Here is a 26,950-nt window from a genome sequence, read left to right on the forward strand (position 1 = left end):
CATGCGTACGCTCTGCGCGTCCACGCTGATCGGCGAGTTCTTCGTCATCGGGTTCGCCGGACTGGTCGCCATGAAGGACCCGGAGCTGTCCATGGGGCTGGTGTGGACGGTCTGTGCCGTCGGCATGGTGCTCTCGGTGCTGCTCTGCGGGATGCTCTCCCGCCCCTTCGGGGTGCAGCTCGGCTGGGCGCTCCAGATCGGTCTGGTCCTCAGCGGTCTGGTGGTCCCGATGATGTTCCCGCTGGGCCTGTGCTTCGCCGGACTGTGGTGGGCCTCCGTCCACTACGGCCGCAAGATCGACGAGACCAAGGCGCGCTGGGCGGCGCAGGCCGAGGCCGGGCCCCAGGCCTGAGCCCGGGGCCCGGTTCGGCCGGTCTCAGGTCCGGGTGCGGGTGCCGCGGAGGCCCCCTGTAGCCTCGGCTCACCGCACACGTATGCCTGCAAGGAGCCCCGCACCATGACTCAGCGCACCCTCGTCCTCCTCAAGCCCGACGCGGTCCGGCGCAAGCTGGTCGGCGAGATCCTCGGCCGGATCGAGGCCAAGGCCGGCTGGACCATCAGCGCTCTGGAACTGCGCACCCTGGACCAGGAGACCCTGGAGCAGCACTACGGCGAGCACAAGGGCAAGCCGTTCTACGAGCCCCTGGTCGCGTTCATGGCCTCCGGTCCGGTCGTCGCGCTCGTCGTGGACGGCGAGCGGGTCATCGAGGGCGTTCGGCAGCTCGCCGGCCCCACCGACCCCATCGCCGCCCAGCCCGGCTCGATCCGCGGCGATTTCGGCACCATCGTCCGTGAGAACCTCATCCACGCCTCAGACTCGGAAGAGTCCGCCATTCGGGAACTGAAGATTTTCTTTCCGGGACTTTCCTGACCCCACATCAGCCATACAGCGCTCATGACCTGGGGCGACCGAAGGAATTCGGTCGCCCTTCGGCATATGCGAACGCAATGCGGGAACGGATCGCCGCGACACTTCGTCACCTAAAGAGAGGCGTACCACCGCGCCGTCTCCGTGCGGGCGGCATTACGATGTAGCCCTCACGCCACAGCACCCAACCTGCCGTCCTGAAAAGCTGTCAGCTCGATTCGGGAAGGCCAGACGCATCCTCATGGGGAACAACATGTCGTTCATCGGCCGTGACATGGCTGTCGACCTCGGGACCGCCAACACGCTGGTGTACGTCAGGGGCCGGGGGATCGTTCTCAACGAGCCGTCCGTCGTCGCCATCAACACCAACACGGGCGGCATTCTCGCGGTCGGCTCCGAGGCGAAGAAGATGATCGGACGGACGCCGGGCAACATCGTGGCCGTCCGGCCGCTGAAGGACGGCGTCATCGCCGACTTCGAGATCACCGAGCGGATGCTCCGCTACTTCATTCTCAAGATCCACAAGCGCCGTTATCTCGCCCGCCCGCGGGTCGTCGTCTGTGTGCCCTCCGGCATCACGGGAGTCGAGCGCCGCGCGGTCATCGAGGCGTCGACGCAGGCGGGCGCGCGCCAGGTGCACATCATCGAGGAGCCCATGGCCGCCGCCATCGGCTCCGGACTCCCGGTCCATGAGGCCACCGGCAATATGGTGGTGGACATCGGCGGCGGAACCACCGAAGTCGCCGTCATCTCCCTCGGCGGAATCGTCACGGCCCAGTCCATCAGGGTCGCGGGCGACGAACTGGACAACGCGATCATTCAGCACATCAAGAAGGAGTACTCACTCCTTCTCGGTGAGCGGACCGCCGAACAGATCAAGATCACTATTGGCTCCGCATACGACATGGGCCAGGACGAGCACACCGAGATCCGCGGCCGTGACCTCGTCTCCGGTCTGCCGAAGACCGTCGTCATCTCGGCCGCCGAAGTCCGCAAGGCGATCGAGGAGCCGGTCAACTCGATCGTCGACGCGGTCAAGACCACCCTCGACAAGTGCCCGCCCGAGCTGTCGGGCGATGTGATGGACCGGGGCATCGTCCTCACCGGCGGCGGCGCGCTGCTGCGCGGTCTCGACGAGCGGCTCCGCGTCGAGACCGGCATGCCCATCCACATCGCGGAGAACCCGCTGGACTCGGTCGCGCTCGGCTCCGGCAAGTGCGTGGAGGAGTTCGAGGCGCTCCAGCAGGTGCTGGACGCCCAGCCGCGCCGATAGCCCAGGCCCACGGCGGACGCCGCCGGTTACACGTGCCGCCGGCGCACTGGCCCCCGGATCCCGAGAGGGGCCCGGGGGTCCCCGATACGGGGGCCTGCCAACCCGTACGGCAGATCGTTGATATACAGACATCTCCATTCCTACGAGGAAGGCACGGCCGCCGCACGTGAGGGACACACGAGAGAGCCGGCTGCTCCTGGTGCTGCTGATCGCCATCGCGTTCGCTTTGATCACGGTGGACATCCGGGGCGGCGAGGACTCACCGATCGACGGCGCCCGGCAGGCCGCCGCCACGGTCTTCGGGCCGGTGGAGAACGGCGTCGCCTCCGCGGTCGACCCGGTCGGCAACGCGATCGGAGCCGTCCGCGACTCCGGCGAGCGCCACGACCGCATCAGCGTGCTGGAGCGGGAGAACGCCCAACTCAAGGCCAGACTGGGCAGCGACGACCGCAACCGCAGCCGCGCGCGCGAGCTGGACCGGATGCTGCGCACGGCCGGGGCCGGACAGTACGGCATCAAGGGCGCGGAGGTCATCGCCATAGGAGCGGCCCAGGGCTTCTCCTGGACGGTCACCATCGACATCGGCTCCCTCGACGGCATCCGCCGCGACATGACCGTGCTCAACGGCGACGGGCTCGTCGGCCGGGTCACCACCGTCGGCCCGCACACCGCGACCGTCCTGCTCGCCAATGACCCCGGCTTCACCGTCGGCACCCGGATGGAGAGGACCGACGAGCTGGGCTTCGCCACCGGCCAGGGCGACCGCCCGCTCTCCGTGCAGCTGCTGAACGGAAAGCACAAGGTCAAGAAGGGCGACCGGCTGGTCACCTTCGGCTCCCGGGCCGACAAGCCCTTCGTGCCCGGCGTCCCCATCGGCCAGGTGGTCCGCGTGGACCCCGCCGGCGGCGATCTGACCCGGACCGTCCATGTCGAGCCCTACGTCGGCTTCAGCAAGCTCGACATCGTCGGCGTGGTCGTCCAGGCCCCCCGTACCGACCCCCGGGACACCGTGCTGCCCGCCAAGCCCGCGGGGCCCAGGCCCACCCCGACCGTCACCGTGACGGTCACCCCCAGCGCTCCCGGCACCGGCGGCGAACTGCCCCAGGGCGGTGCCGCCGAACGGGCGCCCGGCGATGCCCTGGCCCCCGCGACCACCCCGTCCCCCGGCGCGAGCCGGGCCCCCGCCGCCACCGGGTCCCCGGACGGCGGAGCGCCCCAGGGCGACCCCGACCCCGACCCGGCCGGCGGCCGGGACGACGAGCAGCAGTAGGAGCTGATCCGTCATGCGCGTCAACCGGACGCTTCTCTCCGCGGCCCTCGTCGTGGTCGCGCTCGTCCTCCAGGTCTCCGTCCTCTCCCGGCTCCAGCTCCCCGGCGCGGTCCCCGATCTGCTGCTGCTGACCGTCCTCGGCCTCGCCCTCGTCTACGGGCACCTCGCCGGCGCGTTCATCGGCTTCGGCGCCGGACTCCTCGCCGACCTCGCGCCCCCCGCCGACCACGCGGCCGGACAGTACGCCCTGGTCCTCTGCGTCATCGGCTATCTCGCGGGCCTCGCCCGCCCCGAGAACGGCAAGCTGAAGTCCGCCACCGGCCCGATGCTCGTGGTCGTCGCCGCGGCCCTCGCCTCCACCCTGCTGTACGCGGGAGTCGGCGCGCTCGTCGGCGACAGCCCCGTCCGCCATGTGGGCCTCGGCGATCTGCTGTTCACCGCCGCCGTCTACGATCTGCTGCTCGCGCCCTTCACCGTGCCGCTCATCATGGCGCTGGCCCGCCGCACCGAGAACGACCCGCTCTCCGACAGCCAGAACGCCGGCGCGGGCGATGTCTCCTCGGGCTGGCTCGCCTCCGGCACCGGACTGCGCATCGGCTCCCAGCGCGGGGGACTGCGCGTCAAGGCCGCCCGCAACAGAGCCACCCGCGCCGGACGGATCAAGGGGGTCAAGCGACTGTGAGCAACATCCCGGAGACCGGCCGGACCCCGCGGGTCCAGATCCGGCTGGTCGTCATCCAGGTACTGGTCTTCTCCCTGCTCCTCACCCTCGGCGGACGGCTCTGGTACCTCCAGATCCGCAACGGCCAGGAGTACACCGACGAGGCGAAGAACAACGGCGTCCAGCGGGTCGTCCAGCCCGCCGTCCGGGGCTCCATCCTCGACGCGCGCGGCGTGCCGCTGGCCGACAACGAGACCCGTCTCGTCGTCTCCGCCTCCCGCACCGAGCTGATGAAGATGCGCGACGACGGCAAGGGCGTCCTCACCCGGCTCGCCGAAGTCCTCGACATGAAGCCCAGGGAAGTCCAGGACAAGGTCCGGCTCTGCGACGCCAAGACCGGGAAGCCCTGCTGGAACGGCTCCCCCTACCAGCCGATCCCCGTCACCGACGAGGCCACCACCCAGCAGGCCCTCCAGATCCGCGAGCGCGCCGAGGACTTCCCCGGCATCACCGCCGAGCCCACCGCCGTACGCCGCTACACCGCCCCCGGCAAGGCCAACACCGCCCAGGTCCTCGGCTATCTCTCACCCGTCACCGACGGCGAGATCGAGGAGGCCAAGGACACCGAGTCCCCCTTCCTCCGCTCCGACCAGGTCGGCCGCTCCGGCCTGGAGCGCACCTACGACAACGCGCTGCGCGGCAAGGCCGGCATCACCCGCTACGAGGTGGACAACCTCGGCCGGGTCATCGGCGAGGCCGAGCGCGACAAGGCCCAGCCCGGCGCGAACCTCGTCACCTCCATCGACGCCCGCGTCCAGGCCGTCGCCGAGTACGAGCTGAACGAGGCCATGAAGGCCGCCCGCAAGGAAATCGACAAGAACAACACCGGCAAGAACTACAAGGCCGACGCGGGCGCGGTCGTGGTGATGGAGAACAAGACCGGCCGCGTCATCTCCATGGCCTCCCTGCCGACGTACGACCCCAACGCCTGGGTCGGCGGCATCTCCGGCAAGGACTACGCGCGGCTCACCGACAAGCGCTCCAACTACCCGCTGCTCAACCGGGGCATCCAGAGCCAGGCCGCCCCCGGCTCCATCTTCAAGGTGATCTCCTCGACCGCCGCCGTCAACGCCGGATACGACTTCGACGGCAACTACCCCTGCCCCTCCTCGCTCTCCTTCGGCGGCCGGGAGTTCAAGAACTTCGAATCCCGGGGCTACGGCGTCATCGACCTCGGGCGCGCGCTCGAAGTCTCCTGCGACACCGTCTACTACGGCCTCGCCCACCAGGAGTGGCTGAACGACGGCGGCATCAACCCCAAGAAGAAGCCCGACGACTGGTTCTACAAGACCGCGCACCAGTTCGGCCTGGGCGCGAAGACCGGCATCGACCTCCCCAACGAGGTCGGCGGCCGGGTCCCCGACCGCCAGTGGAAGCAGAGCTACTGGGAGCAGCTCAAGGACACCTGGTGCAAGGAGGGCAAGAAGGGCGGCACCTACGTCGAGCAGATCGCCTTCGAGAACTGCCTCGAAGGCAACCGGATGCGCGCGGGCGACTCGGTCAACTACTCCATCGGGCAGGGAGACACCCTCGTCACCCCGATACAGATGGCGTCGATCTACGCGGCCATCTCCAACGGCGGCACGATGTACCGGCCCACCGTCGGCAAGGCCGTCATCAGCGCCGACGGCAAGTCCGTCCGGGAGATCAAGCCCGAGCGGGCCGCCAAGCTCCCCATGGACGCCGCGACCAACAAGAAGATAAACGATGCCCTCGCGGGAGTCGCGACCCGCGGTTCCGCCGCCTGGCGATTCGGCGGCTGGCCGCAGGACAGGATCCCGATGCACGCCAAGACGGGCACCGCCGAGGTCTACGGCAAGCAGACCACCTCGTGGTTCGCCTCCTACACCGACGACTACACCATCGTGATGACGATCTCCCAGGGCGGCACCGGCTCCGGCGCCTCGGGACCCGCCGTCCGCAAGATCTACGAAGCGATGTACGGACTCGACGAGAAGGGCGGCCAGGACCTCAAGCGCGCCCTGCTGCCCGCCCCGCAGAAGGCCCTGCCGAGGATCGGGGCCGACGGCTCCATCGACGCGCCCGGGATCAAGCCGTACAAGCCGCGCAAGCCGCTGCCGCCGCAGACCCAGCAGGCGGCCGCCACCACCGGCGACCGCCGCCCCGGCACCCTGCCGGACACCAGCCTGCGGCTCGCGGCGGCGACCGCGCGAAGGGACTGAGGCTGAGGCATGGCCGGCACCAATGGCTTCTCCGTCTCCGGATACGGACCCCAGCGCGGCGGACTCTGGTCCCAGCTCTCCGCCCGCGACTCGGTGGTCCGGCGGCTCGACTGGCCGCTCCTCCTCTGCGCCTTCCTGCTCTCCGGCATCGGCGCGCTGCTCGTCTGGTCGGCCACCCGCGGCCGGACCGAGCTGACCGGGGGAGACCCGTACGACTTCCTCTTCCGGCACATACTGAACACCGGCATCGGCATCGCGCTGATGATCGCCACCGTCTGGCTCGGCCACCGCACCCTGCGCGGCGCGGTCCCGGTGCTCTACGGCATCTCCGTGCTGCTCATCGTCCTCGTCCTCACCCCGCTCGGCGCGACGATCAACGGTGCGCACGCCTGGATCGTCATCGGCGGCGGCTTCTCCATCCAGCCCTCGGAGTTCGTGAAGATCACGATCATCCTGGGCATGGCGATGCTGCTCGCCTCCCGCGTCGACGCGGGCGACCTCGCCCACCCGGACCACCGCACCGTCGCCAAGTCGCTCGGCATCGCCGTGCTGCCGATGGCGATCGTCATGCTGATGCCCGACCTCGGCTCGGTCATGGTCATGGTCGTCATCATGCTCGGCGTCCTGCTCGCCTCCGGCGCGCCCAACCGCTGGATCCTCGGGCTGATCGGCAGCGGGGTGGCCGGGGCGGTCCTCGTCACCGCGCTCGGACTGCTGGACGAGTACCAGATCAACCGCTTCGCCGCCTTCGCCAACCCCGAGCTGGACCCGGCGGGCGTCGGCTACAACACCAACCAGGCCCGGATCGCCATCGGCTCCGGCGGACTGCTGGGCACCGGCCTCTTCAAGGGCTCCCAGACCACCGGCCAGTTCGTCCCCGAACAGCAGACCGACTTCGTCTTCACCGTCGCGGGCGAGGAGCTGGGCTTCGTGGGGGCCGGGCTGATCCTGGTGCTGCTCGGCGTGGTCCTCTGGCGCGCCTGCCGGATCGCCCGCGAGACCACCGAGCTGTACGGCACGATCGTCGCCGCCGGGATCATCGCCTGGTTCGCCTTCCAGTCCTTCGAGAACATCGGGATGACCCTCGGGATCATGCCGGTGGCCGGGCTGCCGCTGCCCTTCGTCTCCTACGGGGGCTCGTCCATGTTCGCGGTCTGGGTGGCGATCGGACTCCTCCAGTCCATCCGGGTGCAGCGGCCGATGTCGGCCTGACCGCCCGATCGGTCGTGGCGCGGGTCTGCCGCTTCGCGTGTTCGCGAACTAGATTCGGTTCATGGCGGACACCAAGCGCGAAATCGAGCGGAAGTACGAAGCCACCCCCGAGACCCGGCTGCCCGAGCTGACCCGAGTGGCCGGGGTCGCGGCCGTCGCCGACCACGGCATGGCCGAGCTGGACGCGGTCTACTACGACACGGCCGATCTGCGGCTCGCCGCGGCCTCCATCACCCTCCGCAGGCGCACGGGCGGCGCCGACGCGGGCTGGCACCTCAAACTGCCGGTGGCCCCCGGCGTACGGGACGAGATCGGCGTCCCCCTCTCCGACGAGATCCCGCGCACCCTGCGGGCGCTGGTGCGGGCCCGCGTCCGGGGGGCGGAGCTGCTCCCCGTGGTGCGGCTGCGCTCCTCCCGGCGCCTGTGGCTGCTGACCGACGCCGACGGCCGTCTCCTCGCCGAAGTGAGCCGTGACGCCGTCCGCGCCCGGCGGCTGCTCGGCGAGGGCGAGGGCGAGGGTACGGGTGAGGGTACGGGCGGGGCCGAGGGCTCCGGCCGTGAGGCGGCCTGGGACGAGATCGAGGTCGAACTCGGCGACGACGCCGACCCCGCCGTACTCGACCGGGTCCACAAGAAGCTCACCAAGGCCGGGCTGCGGGCCTCGGCCGCCCCCTCGAAGCTGGCCAGAGCCCTCGCCGAGACCGGCCTTGAGGTCCCCGGCCACCGCCACCGCCTTGCCGAGCCCGTCGACGCCGGCGGCCACCTCCTCGTACATCTGCGCGAACACATCGAGGCGCTCCTCGCGTACGACCCCGCCATACGCCGGAACCTCCCCGACTCCGTCCATCAGGCCCGGGTCTCCACCCGCCGGCTGCGCAGCGCCTTCCGCAGCTATGGAAAGGTACTCGACCGGGCGGTGACCGACCCCATCGGCGAGGAGCTGAAATGGCTCGCGGGCGAGCTGGGAGTAGCCCGCGACCAGGAAGTCCTCGCCGAACGGCTCCGCTCCCGCATCGACGCGCTGCCCCGCTCCCTGCTGCTCGGCCCGGTCCGCGGCCGGCTGCGGATCTGGACGACCGCCCAGGGCTCGGGAGCCCGCCGCCGGGCCCTGACCACCCTGGACAGCAGGCGCTACCTCGCCCTGCTGGACTCCCTGGACGCCCTTCTCGCGGACCCCCCGCTGCTCGGGCCCGCCGCCCGCCCCCCGCGGCCCGTGTTCGCCAAAGCCCTGGTCAAGGAGTACGCCCGACTCGCCGCCCGGGTCGAACACGCCCTGGAGCTGCCACCGGGACCCGAGCGCGATCTCGCCCTCCACGACGCCCGCAAGGCCGCCAAACGCGCCCGGTACGCCGGGGAGGCCGCCACCCCCGCCCTCGGCGGTCCCGCCAAGCGGTTCGCCCGGCGGACGAAGGCCGTGCAGACCGTCCTCGGCGACCACCAGGACAGCGTGGTGGCCCGCGACGCCCTGCGGAATCTCGCGATCCAGGCCCATGCGGCGGGGGAGTCGGCCTTCACCTGGGGACTGCTCCACGGCCAGGAGCAGCGCTCCGCCGCCGACCGAGAGCGCGAGCTGCCCGGGGTCTGGGCCGAGGCCACGGACCAGGAGGTGCGCGAGCTGCTCGACGGCTGACCGGCCCGGGGGCCCGGGGCCCGGCGGCCCGGGGCGTGAGGCGGCGGCTCTCCAGCGCGTTACGCTAGAGAGTCGCCCCCTTGCCAGCTCACGAAAGTCCCGAGATGTCTGCTGCTGAGTCGGTCTTCCCACAGCTCGAAGCGCTGCTCCCGCATGTGCAGAAGCCCATCCAGTACGTGGGCGGTGAGCTGAACTCCACCGTCAAGAACTGGGACGAGTGCGATGTGACCTGGGCGCTCATGTACCCCGACGCCTATGAGGTCGGGCTGCCCAACCAGGGCGTCATGATCCTGTACGAGGTACTGAACGAGCGCGAGGGCGTGCTCGCCGAGCGGACCTACAGCGTCTGGCCCGACCTCGAAGAGCTGATGCGCGAGCACGGCGTCCCCCAGTTCACCGTGGACAGCCACCGGCCCGTCGGCGCCTTCGACGTCTTCGGCCTCAGCTTCTCCACCGAGCTGGGTTACACCAACATGCTCACCGCCCTCGATCTCGCGGGCATCCCGCTGGCGGCACGCGACCGCACCGTCGACGATCCGATCGTCCTCGCGGGCGGCCACGCGGCCTTCAACCCCGAGCCGATCGCCGAGTTCATCGACTGCGCCGTCATCGGCGACGGCGAGCAGGCTGTCCTCGACATCACCGAGATCGTCCGCGCCTGGAAGGCGGAGGGCCGCCCCGGCGGCCGCGAGGAGGTCCTCTTCCGGCTCGCCAAGACCGGCGGGGTCTATGTTCCCGGCTTCTACGACGTCGAATATCTGCCGGACGGCCGGATCGCCCGAGTGGTGCCCAACAAGTCCGGCGTCCCGTGGCGGGTCTCCAAGCACACTGTCATGGACCTCGACGAGTGGCCCTACCCCAAGCAGCCCCTCGTCCCCCTCGCCGAGACCGTCCACGAGCGGATGTCCGTCGAGATCTTCCGCGGCTGCACCCGCGGCTGCCGTTTCTGCCAGGCCGGCATGATCACGCGCCCCGTGCGGGAGCGAAGCATCACCGGCATCGGCGAGATGGTCGACAAGGGTCTCAAGGCCACCGGCTTCGAGGAGGTCGGCCTCCTCTCCCTCTCCAGCGCCGACCACACCGAGATCGCCGACATCGCCAAGGGCCTCGCGGACCGCTACGAGAAGGACAAGATCGGCCTCTCGCTGCCCTCCACCCGCGTCGACGCCTTCAACGTCGACCTCGCCAACGAGCTGACCCGCAACGGCCGCCGCTCCGGCCTCACCTTCGCCCCCGAGGGCGGCTCCGAGCGGCTGCGCAAGGTCATCAACAAGATGGTCTCCGAAGAGGACCTGATCCGCACCGTCTCCACCGCCTACGGCAACGGCTGGCGCCAGGTCAAGCTCTACTTCATGTGCGGCCTCCCCACCGAGACCGACGAGGACGTCCTCCAGATCGGCGACATGGCCGTCAACGTCATCGCCAAGGGCCGTGAGGTCTCCGGCTCCCAGGACATCCGCTGCACCGTCTCCATCGGCGGCTTCGTCCCCAAGCCCCACACCCCCTTCCAATGGGCCGCCCAGCTCAGCGCCGAGGACACCGACGCCCGCCTCACCAAGCTCCGCGACAAGATCCGCGGCGACAAGAAGTACGGCCGCTCCATCGGCTTCCGCTACCACGACGGCAAACCCGGCATCGTCGAAGGCCTCCTCTCCCGCGGCGACCGCCGCATCGCCGCCGTCATCCGCGCCGTCTACGAGGACGGCGGCCGCTTCGACGGCTGGCGCGAACACTTCTCCTACGACCGCTGGATGGCCTGCGCCGACAAGACCCTCCCCCAGACCGGCGTCGACGTCGACTGGTACACCACCCGCGAGCGCACCTACGAGGAGGTCCTCCCCTGGGACCACCTCGACTCCGGCCTCGACAAGGACTGGCTCTGGGAGGACTGGCAGGACGCCCTCGACGAGACCGAGGTCGACGACTGCCGCTGGACACCGTGCTTCGACTGCGGCGTCTGCCCCCAGATGGACACCCAGATCCAGATTGGCCCGACGGGCAAGAAGCTGCTGCCGCTGTCGGTCGTCAACCAGTAGCGCATTTCCGACGGCCCCGCCCTGGCGGGCGGGGCCGTCGGCCACTCAAGGGCCCGGCCTGCGAAAGCGTCCCCCTCAGTCCTGAGCCGTTGCCGGATCCAACCCCTCCAGTTCGGCCGCACAGTGGGCAGTGGCCCTTTCGACTGTGGCCTGACGGTCGCGGCCACCCGAGCCCCGTGCGTACTCCCTGACCCGGACCGGGGCAGGGAGGGTGATCGAGGCGGTGGGCGGGGTTCTGGAGGATGAGCGGGGTGGGAAGCGCCGGTATTGGATCCGAACGGGTGTCTGAGGCGTCATGAGCGGCATGGATGATCCGAAGTGCGACCGGTCGCCGATGTCCGCTCATGAAAGGGGCGGGAGGGCGGATGTCTGGCGGCTGCGGTGCGGCTGCCCGTGCGGGTGGTGGTGCTGGTTGTCGTCGTACCCGTGCGGATGCTCTGGGAGCTGCTCGCTCCGCTGAGGCCGGTGGTGGGGAGGGTGCTGGTCTTCATCGGGAAGCTGATCTTCGTGTGGCCCTGGGTGGGGCTCTGGAGGTATGTGCTGGTGCCGGTGTGGAGGTACGGCATCGAGTGGCCGGTGGTTCGGCTGCACCGGTATGTGCTGCGGTATGTGGTGGTGGTTCCGCTGGTGTGGCTGGGGAAGAAGGTGTTGCTGCCGGTGGCCCGGGGGGTGGCGTGGGTCTTCGTCCGGCTGGTGTGGCGGCCGCTGTGCTGGGTGGTGGTGCGGGTGGTCGCACCGCCGCTGAGGTTGCTGTGGAGGTATGTGCTCGCGCCGGTGGGGAGGGAGATCCTGGCCGCGCTGGCTGTGGCGGGCCGGATCGGGGTGCGGCTCGCCCGGGTCGTCGGGGCGGCTCTGGTGTGGTGCTTCGGGCCGGTGTGGAGGTCGGCGGTGCGGACGGCGCGGGAGACCGTGGAGCAGATCCGCGGGGTGCTGGGGGCGGGGTCGGGGCGCTGACGGGCCCCGGAAAAGGGCTCGGGGGAACCGGGCGGGCCCATGGCGCGTACTCTGGGTAGTACAACGACTGTCCCCGGCGCGGCGGCCGAGCCCGAGATCTCCCTCCATCAGCGGGGGTGAGCCGGGCGAGGCCCGCACGGGGCGCCCCGCATTCCGAGGGCGGCGTCACCCGCGCCGTCCCGCACCGAGGAGAAGAACCACTGGGCAAGCGACAGCCCGAAGGCCCGCCGCCCGCGCCTGCGGTACAGCGGATCAGACTGCGCTACACCAAGCGCGGCCGCCTCCGGTTCACCAGCCACCGTGACTTCCAGCGCGCTTTCGAGCGGGCGTTGAGGCGTTCCGAGGTGCCCATGGCGTACTCGGCAGGCTTCACCCCGCACCCGAAGGTGTCGTACGCCAATGCCGCACCCACCGGCACGGGCAGCGAGGCCGAGTATCTGGAGATCGCCCTCACCGAGCACCGTGACCCCGCGACTCTGCGGGATCTGCTCAATGAGTCGCTGCCGAGCGGGCTCGACGTCACCGACGCCGTCGAGGCCCGCACGTCCGGACTCGCCGACCGGCTCACCGCCTCCGAATGGGAACTGCGGCTGGACAAGGTGGCGGCCGAGGACGCGGAGAGGGCGGTCGCCCTCTTCCTCGCGGCCGAGACCGTGGACGTCCAGCGCCGCGCCAAGAACGGCATGCGCACCTTTGACGCGCGTGCCGCCGTGGCGCGGCTTCAGGTGGTCTCTCCACAGCCTGATAGGCCCGTGGACGGCCCCTGTGCGATACTGCGGCTGGTTGTTCGGCACGTAACGCCTGCCGTGCGACCCGACGACGTCCTGTCCGGTCTCCGCGCTGTGGCCGACCTGGCGCCGCCGGTCCCCGCAGCGGTGACCAGGCTGGCGCAGGGGCTCTTCGACGAGGAGTCCGGCACGGTGACCGACCCGCTCGCACTCGATCGCGAGGCAGTTCCGACCGCCCCACCCACGGCCGTCGGGACGTCCTCCCCCCAGCTCTGACCGGGGGGTCCACGCGGCGAAACGGGTGTTTTGGTCCCGCCGCGCTCACAGGCAGTCGTTGCAGCACGGCCCTGGTACTCGGGAGCCACCTGAGTCGGGCCGCGCGACACCACACAAGACTTTCGCCAGGCCGTGCGTACATCGCGTAGGGAACCGGCGAGCCAGACATTGAGCTCCCGTGCGGCGCCCGCGCCCCGGACGACACCACCGCGCCCCGCGCGGTTCGTGGACGTACGGCAAGCCGGCGCCCGGGAGCGTGACGGGAGAACCGCCCGCATGCTTGAGCGATCCGAAACCGGCACCGCCGGAGACCACATCGAGGCCAACGGCGACAGCCCCAGCGACACGCTGCCGCCCCGCCGCCGTCGCCGCGCCGCGTCCCGCCCGGCGGGACCGCCCGGCGGTGCCGCCGCCGAGGCCGCGCCCGCCGAGAACACCGGGAGCGCCGCGAGTGCCGCCCCGGAGGCCGCCGAGCCGGTCGCCGCCGAGGAGACCCCCGCGCCGCGTGCCCGCCGCCGGGCCACCCGTAAGGCCACCGCGCCGGTCGTGGAGACGGCCGAGACTGTCGAGGAGGCTCCCGCGCCGCGTGCCCGCCGGGCCACCCGTAAGACCGCCGAGCCGGTCGTGGAGACGGCTGAGGCTGTGGAGGAGGCTCCGGCCGCGCCGAAGCGTCGTCGTGCGACTCGTGCGGTGAGCACCCCCGAGCCGGAGGCCGTCGAGGCTCCGGCCGTTGAGGAGGCTCCCGCGCCGCGTGCGCGTCGTGCCACCCGTAAGGCCACTGCCCCGGTCGTGGAGACGGCTGAGGTCGTGGAGGAGGCTCCGGCCGCGCCGAAGCGTCGTCGTGCCACTCGTGCGGTGAGCACCCCCGAGCCGGAGGCCGTCGAGGCTCCGGCCGCCGAGGAGGCTCCCGCGCCGCGTGCCCGCCGTGCCACCCGTAAGGCCACCGCTCCGGCCGTCGAGCCGGTCGTGGAGACGGCTGAGGTCGTGGAGGAGGCTCCGGCCGCGCCGAAGCGTCGTCGCGCGACTCGTGCGGTGAGCACCCCCGAGACCGCCGCCGCCGAGCCGGTCGCCGAGAGCGCCCCGGTGACCCCCGAGGCCCCCGCCGAGGCCGCGCCCGCCGCCCCGGCCGGCCGTGCCCGTCGCCGCGCCACCCGTGGGGCCTCCGCCCCCGTCACGGCGACCGAGGCCCCCGTGACCATTGAGGCGGCCCCGGCCCCCAAGGCCCCGGAGGCCGTCGAGGTCGCCGAGCCGGTCGCCGCCGAGGAGGCTCCCGCGCCGCGTGCCCGCCGCCGGGCCACCCGTGGCGCGTCCGCCCCCGCCGCCGCGCCGCAGGCCGTCGAGCCCGCCGCCGAGAAGGCCGCGAAGGCCGAAGAAGCCGATGAGGCCGCCCCCGACTCGCGCCGTCGCCGTCGTGCCACCCGCGCGGTGAGCACCCCCGAGGCCCCCGCCGCCGAGCCGACCCCGGCCCCGGCCCAGCGGCAGCCCGTACAGTCCGCCGAGCAGCCCGCCCCCCGGGGCCGTGGCCGCAGGCGCGCCTCCTCGCCCGAGTTCACCGCGCAGTCGGACGCCTCCCCGGCGCGCCGCGCCGCCCGGCCCGCCGTCGCCGTCTTCCAGGCCCCGGTCTTCGCCGAGCCGGTGTTCCAGACGCCGGAGACGGCCGCCGCGGCTGCCGCCGCCGCGACCCTCGACATCGACGAGGAGGAGGAGCTGATCGAGCCGGAGGAGGCGCCCGTCGCCGTCGCCGAGCCGGTCGCCGAGCCCGCCGGACGCCGCCGTCGCCGCCGTCGCGGTGAGAGCGCCGAGGCCCCCGCGCCGGTCGAGAAGGCCGTGGCCAAGGCCGCCCGGCCGGTCGAGCAGCAGATCGCCGAGCCCGTCGAGGAGCCCGAGGTCGAGGCCGAGGTCGAGGCGGAGATCGAGCCCGCCGCGGGCGAGGAGCACGACGAGTTCGAGGACCGCCCCTCGCGCCGCCGCCGCCGGGGCGGCCGTCGCCGCCGTCGCGGTGAGATCGCCGACGCCGACGAGGCCGCCGAGGAGCAGCAGCAGGACGAGCGGGCCGAGGAAGCCGCCGCCGTCGACGAGGAGGCGGAGGACGAGGACGAGCACACCGGGTCCGGCAGCTCCAGCAGCCGTCGCCGTCGTCGTCGCCGCCGTCGCAGCGGTGACGCCCTGAGCGAGGAGGAGACGGCCACCGGCGACCCCGAGCGCACGGTCGTCAAGGTCCGCGAGCCGCGCGCCGCCCGCACCCGCAGCAGCGAGGAGCCGTCGGACGAGGTGCAGTCCATCAAGGGCTCCACCCGGCTGGAGGCCAAGAAGCAGCGCCGCCGCGAGGGTCGTGAGCAGGGCCGCCGCCGTGTGCCGATCATCACCGAGGCCGAGTTCCTCGCCCGCCGTGAGGCCGTCGAGCGCGTGATGGTCGTCCGCCAGAGCGGCGAGCGCACCCAGATCGGCGTCCTTGAGGACAATGTGCTGGTCGAGCACTACGTCAACAAGGAGCAGGCGACGTCGTACGTCGGCAATGTCTACCTGGGCAAGGTGCAGAACGTCCTGCCGTCCATGGAGGCCGCCTTCGTCGACATCGGCAAGGGCCGCAACGCGGTCCTGTACGCCGGCGAGGTCAACTTCGAGGCGCTCGGCATGGCGCACGGCCCGCGCCGGATCGAGGCCGCGCTCAAGTCCGGCCAGTCGGTGCTCGTCCAGGTGACGAAGGACCCGATCGGCCACAAGGGCGCCCGGCTGACCAGCCAGGTCTCCCTGCCCGGCCGCTATCTGGTCTATGTGCCCGAGGGCTCGATGACCGGGATCAGCCGCAAGCTGCCCGACACCGAGCGCGCCCGGCTGAAGACCATCCTCAAGAAGATCGTCCCCGAGGACGCGGGCGTCATCGTGCGCACCGCCGCCGAGGGCGCGAGCGAGGACGAGCTGCGCCGTGACGTGGAGCGTCTCCAGGGCCAGTGGGAGGAGATCCAGCAGAAGGCGAAGAGCGGCAACGCCCCGACGCTGCTCTACGGCGAGCCGGACATGACCGTCCGGGTCGTCCGCGACATCTTCAACGAGGACTTCTCCAAGGTCATTGTCAGCGGTGACGAGGCCTGGGGGACCATCCACGGCTATGTCAACCAGGTCGCGCCGGACCTCTCGGACCGGCTCCAGCGCTGGACCAGCGAGGTGGACGTCTTCGCGACGTACCGCATCGACGAGCAGCTGATGAAGGCGCTGGACCGCAAGGTCTGGCTGCCCTCCGGCGGTTCGCTGGTCATCGACAAGACCGAGGCCATGATCGTGGTCGACGTCAACACCGGGAAGTTCACCGGCCAGGGCGGCAACCTGGAGGAGACCGTCACCAGGAACAACCTGGAGGCGGCCGAGGAGATCGTGCGTCAGCTGCGGCTGCGCGACCTCGGCGGGATCGTGGTGGTCGACTTCATCGACATGGTCCTGGAGTCCAACCGCGATCTGGTGATGCGCCGGCTGCTGGAGTGCCTGGGCCGCGACCGTACGAAGCACCAGGTCGCCGAGGTCACCTCGCTGGGCCTGGTCCAGATGACCCGCAAGCGGGTGGGCCAGGGTCTGCTGGAGTCCTTCTCCGAGACCTGTGTCCACTGCAACGGGCGCGGTGTGATCGTGCACATGGAGCAGCCGACCTCCGCCGGTGGCGGCGGTGGCGGCAAGCGTGCCAAGAAGCGCGGCCGCGGCGGCGCCGAGCACGTCCACGAGCACGAGACGGAGACGGCGCTCGGCCGTGAGGCCGAGCACGGGACGGAGCCGGAGAGCGAGACGGAGGCGGAGGTCGCCGCCGAGGTGGCCGAGCCCACCGCGCTGCCCGAGCCCGCGTTCGCGCCCGACGAGGACCTGTACAGCAGCGCCGCCGAGGCGGAGGCGGTCGCCCTGCGCGGCCGCGGCCGCCGCCGGGCGACCCGCGGGGGGGCGGCTCCGGGCCGGGCGCCCAGGGCCGCCGCCCCGGAGGTCGTGATCGAGGCGAAGGCGAAGGCGAAGACGGAGGCGAAGGCGGAGGTCGTGCCGGAGCCCGTCGCGGTTCCCGAGCCCGAGCCCGCCGCCGCGCCTGCCGCTGTCGTGCCCGACGCCGCCCCGCCGAGGGCCCGCCGCCGGGTGACCCGCAAGGTCACCGCGCCGGCCGGTTCCCCCTCGGGCGGCGAGGACGCCGCCGTGGTCGTGGTCGAGACCCCGTCCGCGCCCGCCGTCGAGGCGGTCGAGCCCGCCGCGACGGACCCGGCCCCGGCCCCGGCCAAGAAGGCGGTCCGCAAGACGGCCGCCAAGAAGGCCCCCGCGAAGAAGGCCGCCGCCAAGAAGACGGCGGCCAAGACCACGGCCAAGAAGACGGCGGTCAAGAAGACCACCGCCAAGAAGGCCACGAAGAAGACGGCCGCGGCCGAGCAGCAGTCCCCGGCGTCGGTCACGGCGTCGACCGACGGCTGACCGACCGACCGGCCCCGGCCTCCGGGCCGTACGTACAGAAAGCGCCGTGCCCCCGTCCCGCCCCCCCGGAGGGGGGCACGGCGCTCTCGTACCCCTGGAGCCCCCCTGGGGGGGGCTTGGGGACCGAATGGTTGACGCGCCGAGTTGACGGCGCGTTCGTATTGCGCCGAACGGGTGTTCCCCGCCTCGTGGGTCCCTCGTGGGACCCCGGCCCCGCCCTCCCCCTCCTGCACGATGGCTCTGCCGCGGGCACTGCCGCGATCAAGGAGGGCGTCCATGACGACCAGCAGTCGGCACCCCATCCCCATCCCCGCCGCTCGCCCGGTCATCGACGAGGAGGAGATCGAGGCCGCCGTCCGGGTCCTGCGCAGCGGCCGGGTGGTGCAGGGCCCCGAGGTCGCCGCGTTCGAGGAGGGCTTCTCGGAGCTGGTCGACGGACGGCACTGCGTCGCGGTCAACTCCGGCACCTCCGCGCTCTATCTGGTCCTGCTGGCACTGGGCCTCGGCCGCGGCGACGAGGTCGTGGTGCCGTCGTTCTCGTTCGCCGCCACCGCCAATGTGGTCAGACTGGCCGGCGCGGAGCCCGTCTTCGCCGACATCGACCCCGCCAGCTACTGCCTAGACCCCGCCGCCGTCGAGGCGGCGATCACCCCGCGCACCGCCGCGATCATCCCGGTGCATCTGTACGGGCACCCGGCGGCCATGGACCGCATCATGCCCATCGCCGCAGCCCACGGCCTCGCCGTGGTCGAGGACGCCTGCCAGGCGCACGCGGCGGCGCTGCACGGAACCCCCGTGGGGGCGTTCGGCACCGCCGGGACCTTCAGCTTCTATCCGACGAAGAACATGCACTCCCTCGAAGGCGGCATGGTCTCCACCGCCGACGCGGGGCTCGCCAGAACCCTGCGGCTGCTGCGCAACCAGGGCATGGAGCAGCGGTACGCCAACGAGATCATCGGCGTCAATATGCGGCTGACGGACGTCGCCGCCGCCGTGGGCCGGGTGCAGTTGGCGAAGCTGCCCGCGTGGACCGAGCGCCGGATCGCCAACACCGCCTACCTCAGCGAGCACATCACCTCGCCCCGGGTGGTCAAGCCGTCCGTGGCGAAGGGGGCGCGGCACAGCTGCCACCAGTACACGATCCGGGTCCCCGGCGACCGGGAGGCGGCGGTGGCGAGGCTGGCCGATGCGGGGGTGGGCAGCGCGGTCTACTACCCGACGCCGATCCACCGGCTGAAACCTTTCTGGGAACCGGACCAGCTCGCCGGCCGCCGCTGGGAGCTGCCGGAGACCGAGCGCGCGGCGGCGGAGGTCGTCTCGCTGCCGGTGCACCCCTCGCTGACCCGGCCGGAGCTGGCGCGTATCGCCGCCGCCGTCAACGCGCTGGGGGAGCTGTGGTGAGCGCCGCGCCCCCGGTGGTGACCGCCGGGACCCGGGGCCCGCTGCGGGTCGGGCTCACCGGCCTGGGCTCGATGGGCCGCCATCACGCCCGGGTGCTCGCCTCGCTGGAGGGGGTGCGGCTGGTCGGCGTGGTGGATCCGCTGGGCGACCGGGAGGGCTGGGCGCAGGGTGTGCCCGTGCTGCGCACGCTGGGGGAGCTGATCGCGCTCGGCATCGACTACGCGGTGGTGGCCTGCCCGACCGCGCTCCATGTGGACGTCGGTCTGGAGCTGGCGGGGGCCGGGGTCGGCGCGCTGATCGAGAAGCCGGTCGCCGACAGTGTGGAGGGCGCTCGCGCCCTGGTGGCGGCGTTCGAGTCGCGCTCCCTGGTGGCGGGCGTCGGCCATATCGAGCGGTGCAATCCGGCGCTGCGCTCGCTGCGGCGACGGCTGGAGGACGGCGAGCTGGGCGATGTCTATCAGGTGGTGACCCGGCGTCAGGGGCCCTTTCCGCACCGGATCGCCGATGTGGGGGTGGTCAAGGACCTCGCCACCCATGACATCGATCTCACCGGCTGGGTGACCGGCCAGGAGTACGTCTCGATCGCCGCGCGCACGGTCTCCAAGTCGGGCCGTCCGCACGAGGACATGGTCTCGGCGGTCGGCCGGCTCTCGGCCGGTGCCACGGTCAACCACCTGGTCAACTGGCTGAGCCCGCTGAAGGAGAGATTCACCTCGGTCACCGGCGAGAAGGGCTGCTTCGTCGCCGACACCCTCACCGCCGACCTCACCTTCTACTCCAACGCGGCGCAGGCCACCGAGTGGGAGGCGCTCCAGGCCTTCCGGGGGGTCTCCGAGGGGGACATGGTCCGGTACGCCATCCCCAAGCGGGAGCCGCTGCTGGTCGAGCACGAGCTGTTCCGGGACGCGATGCTCGGCGGGCCCGCCGACATCTGCACCCTCCGCCAGGGGCTGCGGACGGTGGAGGTGGCGGCGGCGGTGCTGGAGTCGGCCGCCGGCGGCCACACGGTGGATCTTCCCGCGCCCGCCGTGGTCCGGTAGGGCGGGTGCGTGCCGTGACCGTGCCGCAGCGTCCGCCGGGAGCACCCCGTACCGCCGTCGCGGTAGCCGGGCGGCCCGATGTCACGGTGATCCTCGCCGTCTACAACACGATGCCGTATCTGACCGGGTGTCTGGACTCGCTGCTGGCGCAGTCCATCGGTCCGGACCGGCTGCGGATCGTGGCCGTGGACGACGGTTCGACCGACGGCGGCGGGGCCGAGCTGGACCGGTACGCCCGCGCGCACCCGGACACCGTGACGGTGGTCCATCAGCCCAACTCGGGCGGTCCGGCGGCCCCCAGCAACCGGGCGCTGGAGGCGGCCACCGGCCGGTACGTGTACTTCATGGGCTCGGACGACCGGCTCGGGCCCGAGGCGCTGGCCCGTCTGGTGGCCTGCGCCGACGAGTACGGCTCCGACATCGTGGTCGGGAAGATGACCGGGGTGGGCGGACGCTATGTCCATCAGGCGCTCTTCACCGAGAGCGGGCCGAGCGCGCCGGACGTGGGGCTGTACGACTCGGCGCTGCCGTTCACGCTCTCCAACGCGAAGCTGTTCCGCCGTGAGCTGGTGGAGCGGCACGGGCTGCGCTTCCCCGAGGACATGCCGGTCGGCAGCGATCAGCCGTTCACCATCGAGGCCTGTGTCCGGGCCCGCAGGATCTCGGTGCTCGCGGACTACACGTACTACTACGCGCTCAAGCGCCGGGACGCCGGGAACATCACCTACCGGGCCGGTCATCTGGACCGGCTGCGCTGCACCGCGCGGATCATGGACCACACCGCCGGGCTGATCCCGCCAGGACCCGAGCGGGACAGCGTCCTGCACCGCCATTTCACCTGGGAGCTGGCGAAGCTCCTCCAGTCGGACTTCCCGGCGCTGGCCGCGCCGGTCCGCGACCGGGTCCGCGAGGGGATCGGCGCGCTCGCCGACGCCTATCTGACCGATCCGCTGCGCGATCTGCTGCCGGTCCGCCGCCGGGTGCGGATCGAGCTGGCCCGGCGCGGGGCGGCCGAGGCCCTGGTCCGGGCGATCGAGGACGAGGAGCGGAACGGTCCGGTGTTCGCGCTGACGGACGACGGGCGGGCGCGTCTGCGCTGCCCCGGCTTCCGGGATCCGGCGCTCGGCCTGCCCGACCGGGTCTTCGAGGTACTGGGCGAATCGATTCTCCCCGCGCTGTCGTCCGGCACCGAGCTGCTGGAATCCGCCTGGGAGCAGCACGGTGACGATCTCGCCCTCACCCTCGCGGTGCGCACCCCGCTGACCGGCGACACCTCGTCCGCCGTCATCCGGCTGCTGCCCGGATCCCTGCCGAAGAGCGCCGACGGCCCCGGCGGCCGGCTGCTGCCCGCCGACCACGAGCCGCCGCCCGCCGTCGGCCGGTTCACCCGCGAGGAGCTGCCCGGCGGCACGGTGCTCCGCGCCAGGATCCCGATCGAGGCGCGCACGGCCTCCCTCGCCGTACGCCTCCATGTCCACGTCGCGGGTGGGTGGTACGAGATCCCCGTACGGGGACGGGGCAAGCCGATGCCGCTCGCCCGGCGCTGGCGGCTGGACGACTCCTACCGGGTCTCCGCCCGCGTCAACGCCAAGGGCCGCATGGTCGTCCGCACCGGCCCGCTGTTCCCGCCGCGCGTGCCCTGGCCGGCCCGGGTGCGCCGCCGGCTGGCCGCGCTGCTGCCCGGCCGCTGGTTCGCCCGCCTGTCCGCCCGCGCGAAGAGGAAGTGATCCGATGGACATCTGTGTGGTGGCGCTCGGCAAGATCGGTCTCCCGCTCGCCGTCCAGTTCGCGGCCAAGGGCCACCGGGTCACCGGCGCGGACACCGACGAGCGGGTCGTGGAGCTGGTCAACGCGGGCACCGAGCCCTTCCCCGGCGAGGCTGGCCTGGACCGCCTCCTCAAGGACGCCGTCGGCGCCGGGCTGCTCACCGCCACCACCGACACGACCGCCGCCGTCGCCCGCGCGGAGGCCGTCGTCATCGTCGTACCGCTGGTCACCGACGAGGCGGGCGTCCCCGACTTCACCGCGCTGGACTCCGCCACCCGCGCCGTCGCCCGGGGTCTCACCCCCGGGACCCTCGTCTCCTACGAGACCACCCTGCCCGTCGGCACCACCCGCACCCGCTGGGGGCCGCTGCTCGCCGAGGGCTCCGGACTCGCCCCCGGCGAGGACTTCTTCCTCGTCTTCTCGCCCGAACGCGTCCTCACCGGCCGGGTCTTCGCCGATCTGCGCCGCTACCCCAAGCTCGTCGGCGGCGTCGACGCCGCCTCCGCCCGGCGCGGAACCGACTTCTACACCCGCGTCCTCGACTTCGACCCGCGCCCCGACCTGCCCCGCCCCAACGGCGTCTGGGACCTGGGCGCCGCCGAGGCCGCCGAGCTGGCGAAGCTCGCCGAGACCACCTACCGCGATGTGAACATCGCCCTCGTCAACCAGTTCGCCCGCTTCGCCGACCGGCAGGGCATCGACATCGACATCGAGGAGGTCGTCGACGCCTGCAACTCCCAGCCCTACAGTCGGCTGCACCGGCCCGGCATCGCGGTCGGCGGCCACTGCATCCCGGTCTACCCCCGGATGTATCTGTGGAACGACCCCGACGCCACCGTCGTACGCGCCGCCCGCGAGGCCAACGCCGCCATGCCCGGGTACGCGGTCGAACTGCTCGCCGACGCCTACGGCGAGCTGCGGGGGGCCCCGGTCCTGGTGCTCGGCGCGGCCTACCGGGGCGGAGTGAAGGAGACCGCCTTCTCCGGCGTCTTCCCGACCGTGGCGGCGCTCGCCGCACGCGGCGCGATCCCCTATGTCTCCGACCCCCTGTACACCGCCGCCGAACTCACCGCGCACGGGCTCACCCCGCACCGGGGCGAACCGGTCACCGCCGCGATCCTCCAGGCCGACCACGCCGAATACCGCGAGCTGACCCCCGCCGACCTGCCCGGGGTGCGCGTCCTGGTCGACGGCCGCCGCACCACCGACCCCGCCCGCTGGGCGGGCGTCCACCGGGTCGTCATCGGCGGCTGACCGCTCCGCCCCACCACAGCGAAGGACTCGATGCGCATGCCCCCGTCCCCCACCCCGCCCAAGCTGGCCGTCGTCGTCGCCAACGGCATCACCGGGGACTCCCGGGTGCAGAAGACCGCGCTCGCCGCCGCGCACGCGGGCTGGGACGTCACCCTGGTCGGCCGGGCCGCCGGGAAGAAGCCCGAACACTCCTGGCTCGGCCCCGTCAAAGTCGTCCGCCTGCCCGTCGGCAACCGGATGGAACGCCTGGTCAACGCCAGAAAGAGCCGGGGCGGACCGCGCGCCAGACTCACCCAGTGGGGCATCCGCGACCGCGCCGCCCTCGACCAGATCCGCGACGCCCACCGTGTCTGGGTCCGCGAGCAGACCACCCGGATCGGCCATCTCGCCGCCACCCCGCTCGGCGGGGCCGCCGCCGTCGGCCTGCGCGCCCTGGTCCGCGCCGGGCGCGGCGCGCACCGGCTCCGGCTCCGCGCCTACCGCTGGGAGCAGCGCCGCAAGACCACCGGGACGACCACCGGCGACTGGCGGCGCGACTGGCCCGCGCTCCTCGATCTCGATCTCGCCTTCGGACCGTTCATCGAGGAACTCGCCCCCGACGTCGTCCACGCCAACGACATCACCACCATCCACACCGCCGCCCGCGCCGCCTCCCGGCTGCGCGCCCGGGGCCGCCGCTGCGCCTGGCTGTACGACTCTCACGAGTACGTCGCCGGCATCGCCTGGGCCAAGGCGGCGATGCGCAGCGCCTTCCCGGCGGTGGAGCGGGAGTACATCCACCGGGCCGACGCCGTGGTGACCGTCTCGCCCGAGCTGGCCGCCCTGATCCGCGCCGACCACCGGCTCCCCGAGACCCCGGCCGTGGTCCGCAACGCCCCCGTCCGCGCGGTCGTCGGGGCGGCGGCCGGCCGGGTCTGCGTCCGTACCGCCTGCGGTCTGCGACCGGGCGTTCCGCTGCTGGTGTACGCGGGATGGCTCGCCCCCGACCGGGGCGTCGGCACCGCCGTCGAGGCCCTGCCGCTGCTGCCGGACCATCATCTGGCGCTGGTCGCGGGAGCGCCGGGGGCCGGGCTGACCGCGCTGCTGGACCGGGCGGCGGAGCTGGGGGTGCGCCACCGGGTGCATGTGGTGCCCTATGTGCCCCAGCACCAGGTGGCGGACTATCTCGCGGGCGCCGATCTGGGTCTGGTGCCCTTCCACCGGATGCCCAACGCGGAGCACTCGCTGCCGACGAAGGCCGCCGAGTATCTGCACGCCGGGCTGCCGCTGGTCTCCAGCGACATCCGGGCCACCAGCGAGTTCGTCCGCGCCCACGGGGTGGGAGAGGTCTTCACCGCCGAGGACGCCGCCTCCTTCGCGGCGGCGGTGCTGCGCGCCACCGCCGACCGGGACGGACTGCGGAAGAACATCACGGACGAACTGCTGGACGGGCTCTCCTGGGAGCGCGAGGCGAAGACCCTGCTGCGGCTCTACAGCCGGATCTCCGGGAAGACGCCCGCCCGGGGGACGGGCGGCGGGCCGTACTGGGACGCCGAGGAGAGGGCGGCGGCCCGGGGCGGCCCCGCCCCCGAGGGCGGCGGCTGGCGACCGCTGGGGGCCACCCCCGTACGGCTCGGTCTCGCCCCGGCCAACCACGCGGGGCAGCTCGCCGCCTTCGCGACCGCGATCACCCACCGCCGCGAGGGCGTCTCCGCCGAGGTCGTCAAACACCGCTCGGCGGGCCGCCGCCACGACTACCCCGCCGATGTGCTCGTCGACGGCGCGGCCCTGAAGAATCTGGACGTCCAGCTCGAACAGGTCCGCCGGACCCTGCGCCGCTACACCCATCTGCTCGCCGACGCCTTCCGCCCGGTCTTCGGCCCCCTCAACGGCACCAGCATCGAGGGCGACCTCCCGGCGCTCGCCCAGGCCGGCGTCAGGGTGGCCCTCCTCGCCCACGGAGGCGAGGTCCGCGACCCCGGGCGCCACCGCGCGCGCCATCCGTACTCCCTCTTCCGCGACGCCCCCGAGGGGTACGAGGCCACCCTGACCCGGCTGGCCGCCCGCAACCGGCGCATCGCCGAGGAGTCGGGGCTGCCGGTGTACGTCACCACCCCGGACCTCCTGCTCGATCTGCCGGGCGCGGTCTGGGCCCCGCTGGTGGTCGACACCGGGGCCTGGACCGGCACCCGCCCGGTGATGACCCGGCGCAGACCGCTGGTGGTGCACGCGCCCTCCGCGCGCTGGACCAAGGGCACCGAACGGGTGCTGCCGCTGCTCCAGGAGTACGACCGCCGGGGCCTCATCGACTTCCGGCTCGCCGAGGGGCTGCCCCCGGCCGAGGTGCGCACCCTGGTGCGCGGCGCGGACGTGGTGATCGACCAGTTCGCGATCGGCACCTACGGGGCCTTCGCCTGCGAGGGGATGGCGGCGGGCCGGCCCGTCGTCGCCCATGTCGACGAGGAGTCCGTCGCGGCCTGCGGAATCCGCCCGCCGATCGTCAGCGCCACCCCGGACACCCTGGGCGCGGCGCTGGAGCGCCTCCTGGACGACCGGGAGTTCGCCGTCCGCACCGGCCACGAGTCCGCCGCCTTCGTCCGCGAGCACCACGACGGCACGGCGACCGCCGCCGCGCTCGACGCCTTCCTCAGCTCCTGAGCCTCAGTGGTAGCTCCCTGAGCCTCAGCGGTGCACCGCCGCCCGCGCCGGTACGGCCTCCTCCTCCAGCAGCCGTACGACCCGCCCGGCCGCCGTCCCGTCCCCGTACGGCTCCCCGCGCGGCGACCGGGGCGCGGCACGGCCCGCCAGGGCGGACCAGCGGTCGGAGGGCAGTTCGTGCGGATCCGGTACGAGGACGTTCCAGCCGCCGTCCAGCGTCTCCACCCACTCGGTCTCCGGGCGGAGCGTGGTGCAGGGCCGGCCGAGGAGGAACGCCTCCTTCTGGAGCCCGCCCGAGTCCGTCACCACCCCCGCCGACGCCAGCACGGCGGCGACCAGCTCCGCGTACGGCAGCGGGCGGCACACCCGCACCGAGCCGCGCGCCAGCCCGACGCCGTACTCCCGGGCCCGCGCGACCAGCCGGGGATGGGCGAGCAGCGCCACCGGCAGCGGCAGCGCCGCCAGCGCGCCGATCAGCGAGGCCAGCCTGACCGGGTCGTCGGTGTTGTCCGGGCGGTGCAGGGTGGCCAGCAGAAACGGCCGCCCGGCCGGGATCCGCGCGGGCGGCACGGGCGCCCCGGCCGCCAGCACCCGGTCCCGCACCCGCAGACAGATGTCCACCATCACGTCCCCGGCCAGCCGGGTGCGGCCCGCCAGCCCCTCCCGGGCGAGATGCCGCACCGCCTCCTCGGTGGGGGCGAGCAGCAGATCCGCGCAGTGGTCGGTGAGCACCCGGTTGTGCTCCTCGGGCATCCCCCGGTTGAAGGAGCGCAGCCCCGCCTCCAGATGCGCCACCGGCAGCCGCGACTTCACCGCCGAGAGCGCGCCCGCCAGCGTCGAGTTGGTGTCCCCGTACACCAGCACCCAGTCCGGCCGCTCCCGGGCGAAGACCTCGTCCAGGGCGGCCAGCGCCGCCCCCGTCTGCACCCCGTGGCTGCCGGAGCCGACGCCGAGATGGACGTCCGGGGCGGGGATGGAGAGCCCGGAGAAGAAGACGTCGGAGAGATCGGCGTCGTAGTGCTGACCGGTGTGGACGATGACATGCCGGTGCTCGGTGGCCGCGAAGGCCGCCGCGACCGGAGCGAGCTTGACGAGCTGGGGGCGGGCCCCGACCACACTCAGAACCTTCACGCTGCCCCTGTTTCCTGGGTTCGTACCGCGATCGCCAGGCTGATCCCGCACCGGCCGCGCGTGGCGAATGCACCGGAAAACCGATCAAACCATGACGATGGTGCGGCCGGCGGGAATACCGGCCGGGATCACCGC

Annotated in this window: 18 protein-coding genes; 17 read left to right on the top strand and 1 reads right to left on the bottom strand. The window is 72.6% G+C overall.

All coding sequences use genetic code 11. From position 1 onward, the window contains the following. Window position 1: 1 nt before the first annotated feature. The 17 genes from IE247_RS10215 (at window position 2) to IE247_RS10295 (ending at window position 25,684) form a co-directional block, all read left to right on the top strand. Window positions 2-352, top strand: coding sequence for a DUF4233 domain-containing protein (locus IE247_RS10215; RefSeq protein WP_190122670.1), 351 nt, complete (start codon window positions 2-4; stop codon window positions 350-352). A 105-nt stretch (window positions 353-457) separates the two neighbouring features. Beyond that, on the top strand, window positions 458-871 hold the full coding sequence (ndk, locus tag IE247_RS10220; RefSeq protein ID WP_190122671.1) for a nucleoside-diphosphate kinase: 414 nt from the start codon (window positions 458-460) through the stop codon (window positions 869-871). A gap of 250 nt (window positions 872-1,121) precedes the next feature. Further along, the gene (locus tag IE247_RS10225; RefSeq protein WP_190122856.1) at window positions 1,122-2,141 is read left to right on the top strand and encodes a rod shape-determining protein; all 1,020 of its coding nucleotides are present in this window, start codon (window positions 1,122-1,124) and stop codon (window positions 2,139-2,141) included. 166 nt (window positions 2,142-2,307) lie between these two features. Then, window positions 2,308-3,411 carry a rod shape-determining protein MreC gene (mreC, locus tag IE247_RS10230; RefSeq protein ID WP_190122672.1) on the top strand — a complete coding sequence of 368 codons (1,104 nt, stop codon included), beginning with the start codon at window positions 2,308-2,310 and terminating at the stop codon, window positions 3,409-3,411. 13 nt (window positions 3,412-3,424) lie between these two features. Continuing rightward, window positions 3,425-4,093 (top strand): rod shape-determining protein MreD, encoded by a 669-nt coding sequence (gene mreD / locus IE247_RS10235; RefSeq protein WP_190122673.1) that lies wholly within the window; start codon window positions 3,425-3,427, stop codon window positions 4,091-4,093. After that, window positions 4,090-6,315 carry a penicillin-binding protein 2 gene (gene mrdA, locus IE247_RS10240; RefSeq protein ID WP_190122674.1) on the top strand — a complete coding sequence of 742 codons (2,226 nt, stop codon included), beginning with the start codon at window positions 4,090-4,092 and terminating at the stop codon, window positions 6,313-6,315. The genes mreD and mrdA overlap by 4 nt, the downstream gene beginning before the upstream one ends. 9 nt (window positions 6,316-6,324) lie before the next feature. Continuing rightward, a complete protein-coding gene (gene rodA, locus IE247_RS10245) occupies window positions 6,325-7,527 on the top strand; it encodes a rod shape-determining protein RodA (RefSeq protein ID WP_190122675.1) in 1,203 nt (400 codons plus the stop codon). 61 nt (window positions 7,528-7,588) lie between these two features. Beyond that, window positions 7,589-9,157, top strand: coding sequence for a CYTH and CHAD domain-containing protein (locus tag IE247_RS10250; protein WP_190122676.1), 1,569 nt, complete (start codon window positions 7,589-7,591; stop codon window positions 9,155-9,157). 104 nt (window positions 9,158-9,261) lie between these two features. Next, a complete protein-coding gene (locus IE247_RS10255) occupies window positions 9,262-11,193 on the top strand; it encodes a TIGR03960 family B12-binding radical SAM protein (protein WP_190122677.1) in 1,932 nt (643 codons plus the stop codon). Between the two features lie 381 nt (window positions 11,194-11,574). Next, window positions 11,575-12,147, top strand: coding sequence for a hypothetical protein (locus IE247_RS10260; protein ID WP_229868986.1), 573 nt, complete (start codon window positions 11,575-11,577; stop codon window positions 12,145-12,147). 200 nt (window positions 12,148-12,347) lie between these two features. Next, window positions 12,348-13,151, top strand: a complete 804-nt coding sequence (locus IE247_RS10265; RefSeq protein ID WP_190122857.1) for a TIGR03936 family radical SAM-associated protein — start codon at window positions 12,348-12,350, stop codon at window positions 13,149-13,151. Between the two features lie 276 nt (window positions 13,152-13,427). Then, the gene (locus IE247_RS10270) at window positions 13,428-17,585 is read left to right on the top strand and encodes an Rne/Rng family ribonuclease (protein WP_190122678.1); all 4,158 of its coding nucleotides are present in this window, start codon (window positions 13,428-13,430) and stop codon (window positions 17,583-17,585) included. A gap of 276 nt (window positions 17,586-17,861) precedes the next feature. Continuing rightward, on the top strand, window positions 17,862-18,986 hold the full coding sequence (locus tag IE247_RS10275) for a DegT/DnrJ/EryC1/StrS family aminotransferase (RefSeq protein WP_190122679.1): 1,125 nt from the start codon (window positions 17,862-17,864) through the stop codon (window positions 18,984-18,986). A 71-nt stretch (window positions 18,987-19,057) separates the two neighbouring features. Further along, window positions 19,058-20,026 (top strand): Gfo/Idh/MocA family protein, encoded by a 969-nt coding sequence (locus IE247_RS10280; RefSeq protein ID WP_229869037.1) that lies wholly within the window; start codon window positions 19,058-19,060, stop codon window positions 20,024-20,026. A 110-nt stretch (window positions 20,027-20,136) separates the two neighbouring features. Beyond that, window positions 20,137-21,753: a glycosyltransferase family 2 protein gene (locus IE247_RS10285; RefSeq protein WP_229869040.1), complete on the top strand. Its 1,617-nt coding sequence runs from the start codon at window positions 20,137-20,139 to the stop codon at window positions 21,751-21,753. A 4-nt stretch (window positions 21,754-21,757) separates the two neighbouring features. Further along, window positions 21,758-23,047, top strand: a complete 1,290-nt coding sequence (locus tag IE247_RS10290) for a nucleotide sugar dehydrogenase (RefSeq protein ID WP_190122680.1) — start codon at window positions 21,758-21,760, stop codon at window positions 23,045-23,047. Window positions 23,048-23,083: 36 nt separating this feature from the next. Continuing rightward, window positions 23,084-25,684 (top strand): glycosyltransferase, encoded by a 2,601-nt coding sequence (locus IE247_RS10295; protein ID WP_190122681.1) that lies wholly within the window; start codon window positions 23,084-23,086, stop codon window positions 25,682-25,684. 24 nt (window positions 25,685-25,708) lie between these two features. On the opposite strand, the gene wecB is transcribed toward IE247_RS10295, so the two are convergent. Then, entirely contained in the window at window positions 25,709-26,815 is a 1,107-nt protein-coding gene (wecB, locus tag IE247_RS10300) for a non-hydrolyzing UDP-N-acetylglucosamine 2-epimerase (protein WP_190122682.1), read from the bottom strand. Between the last annotated feature and the right edge of the window lie 135 nt (window positions 26,816-26,950).

This window comes from Streptomyces inusitatus (assembly GCF_014651115.1).
GTDB classification, from domain to species: domain Bacteria; phylum Actinomycetota; class Actinomycetes; order Streptomycetales; family Streptomycetaceae; genus Streptomyces; species Streptomyces amakusaensis.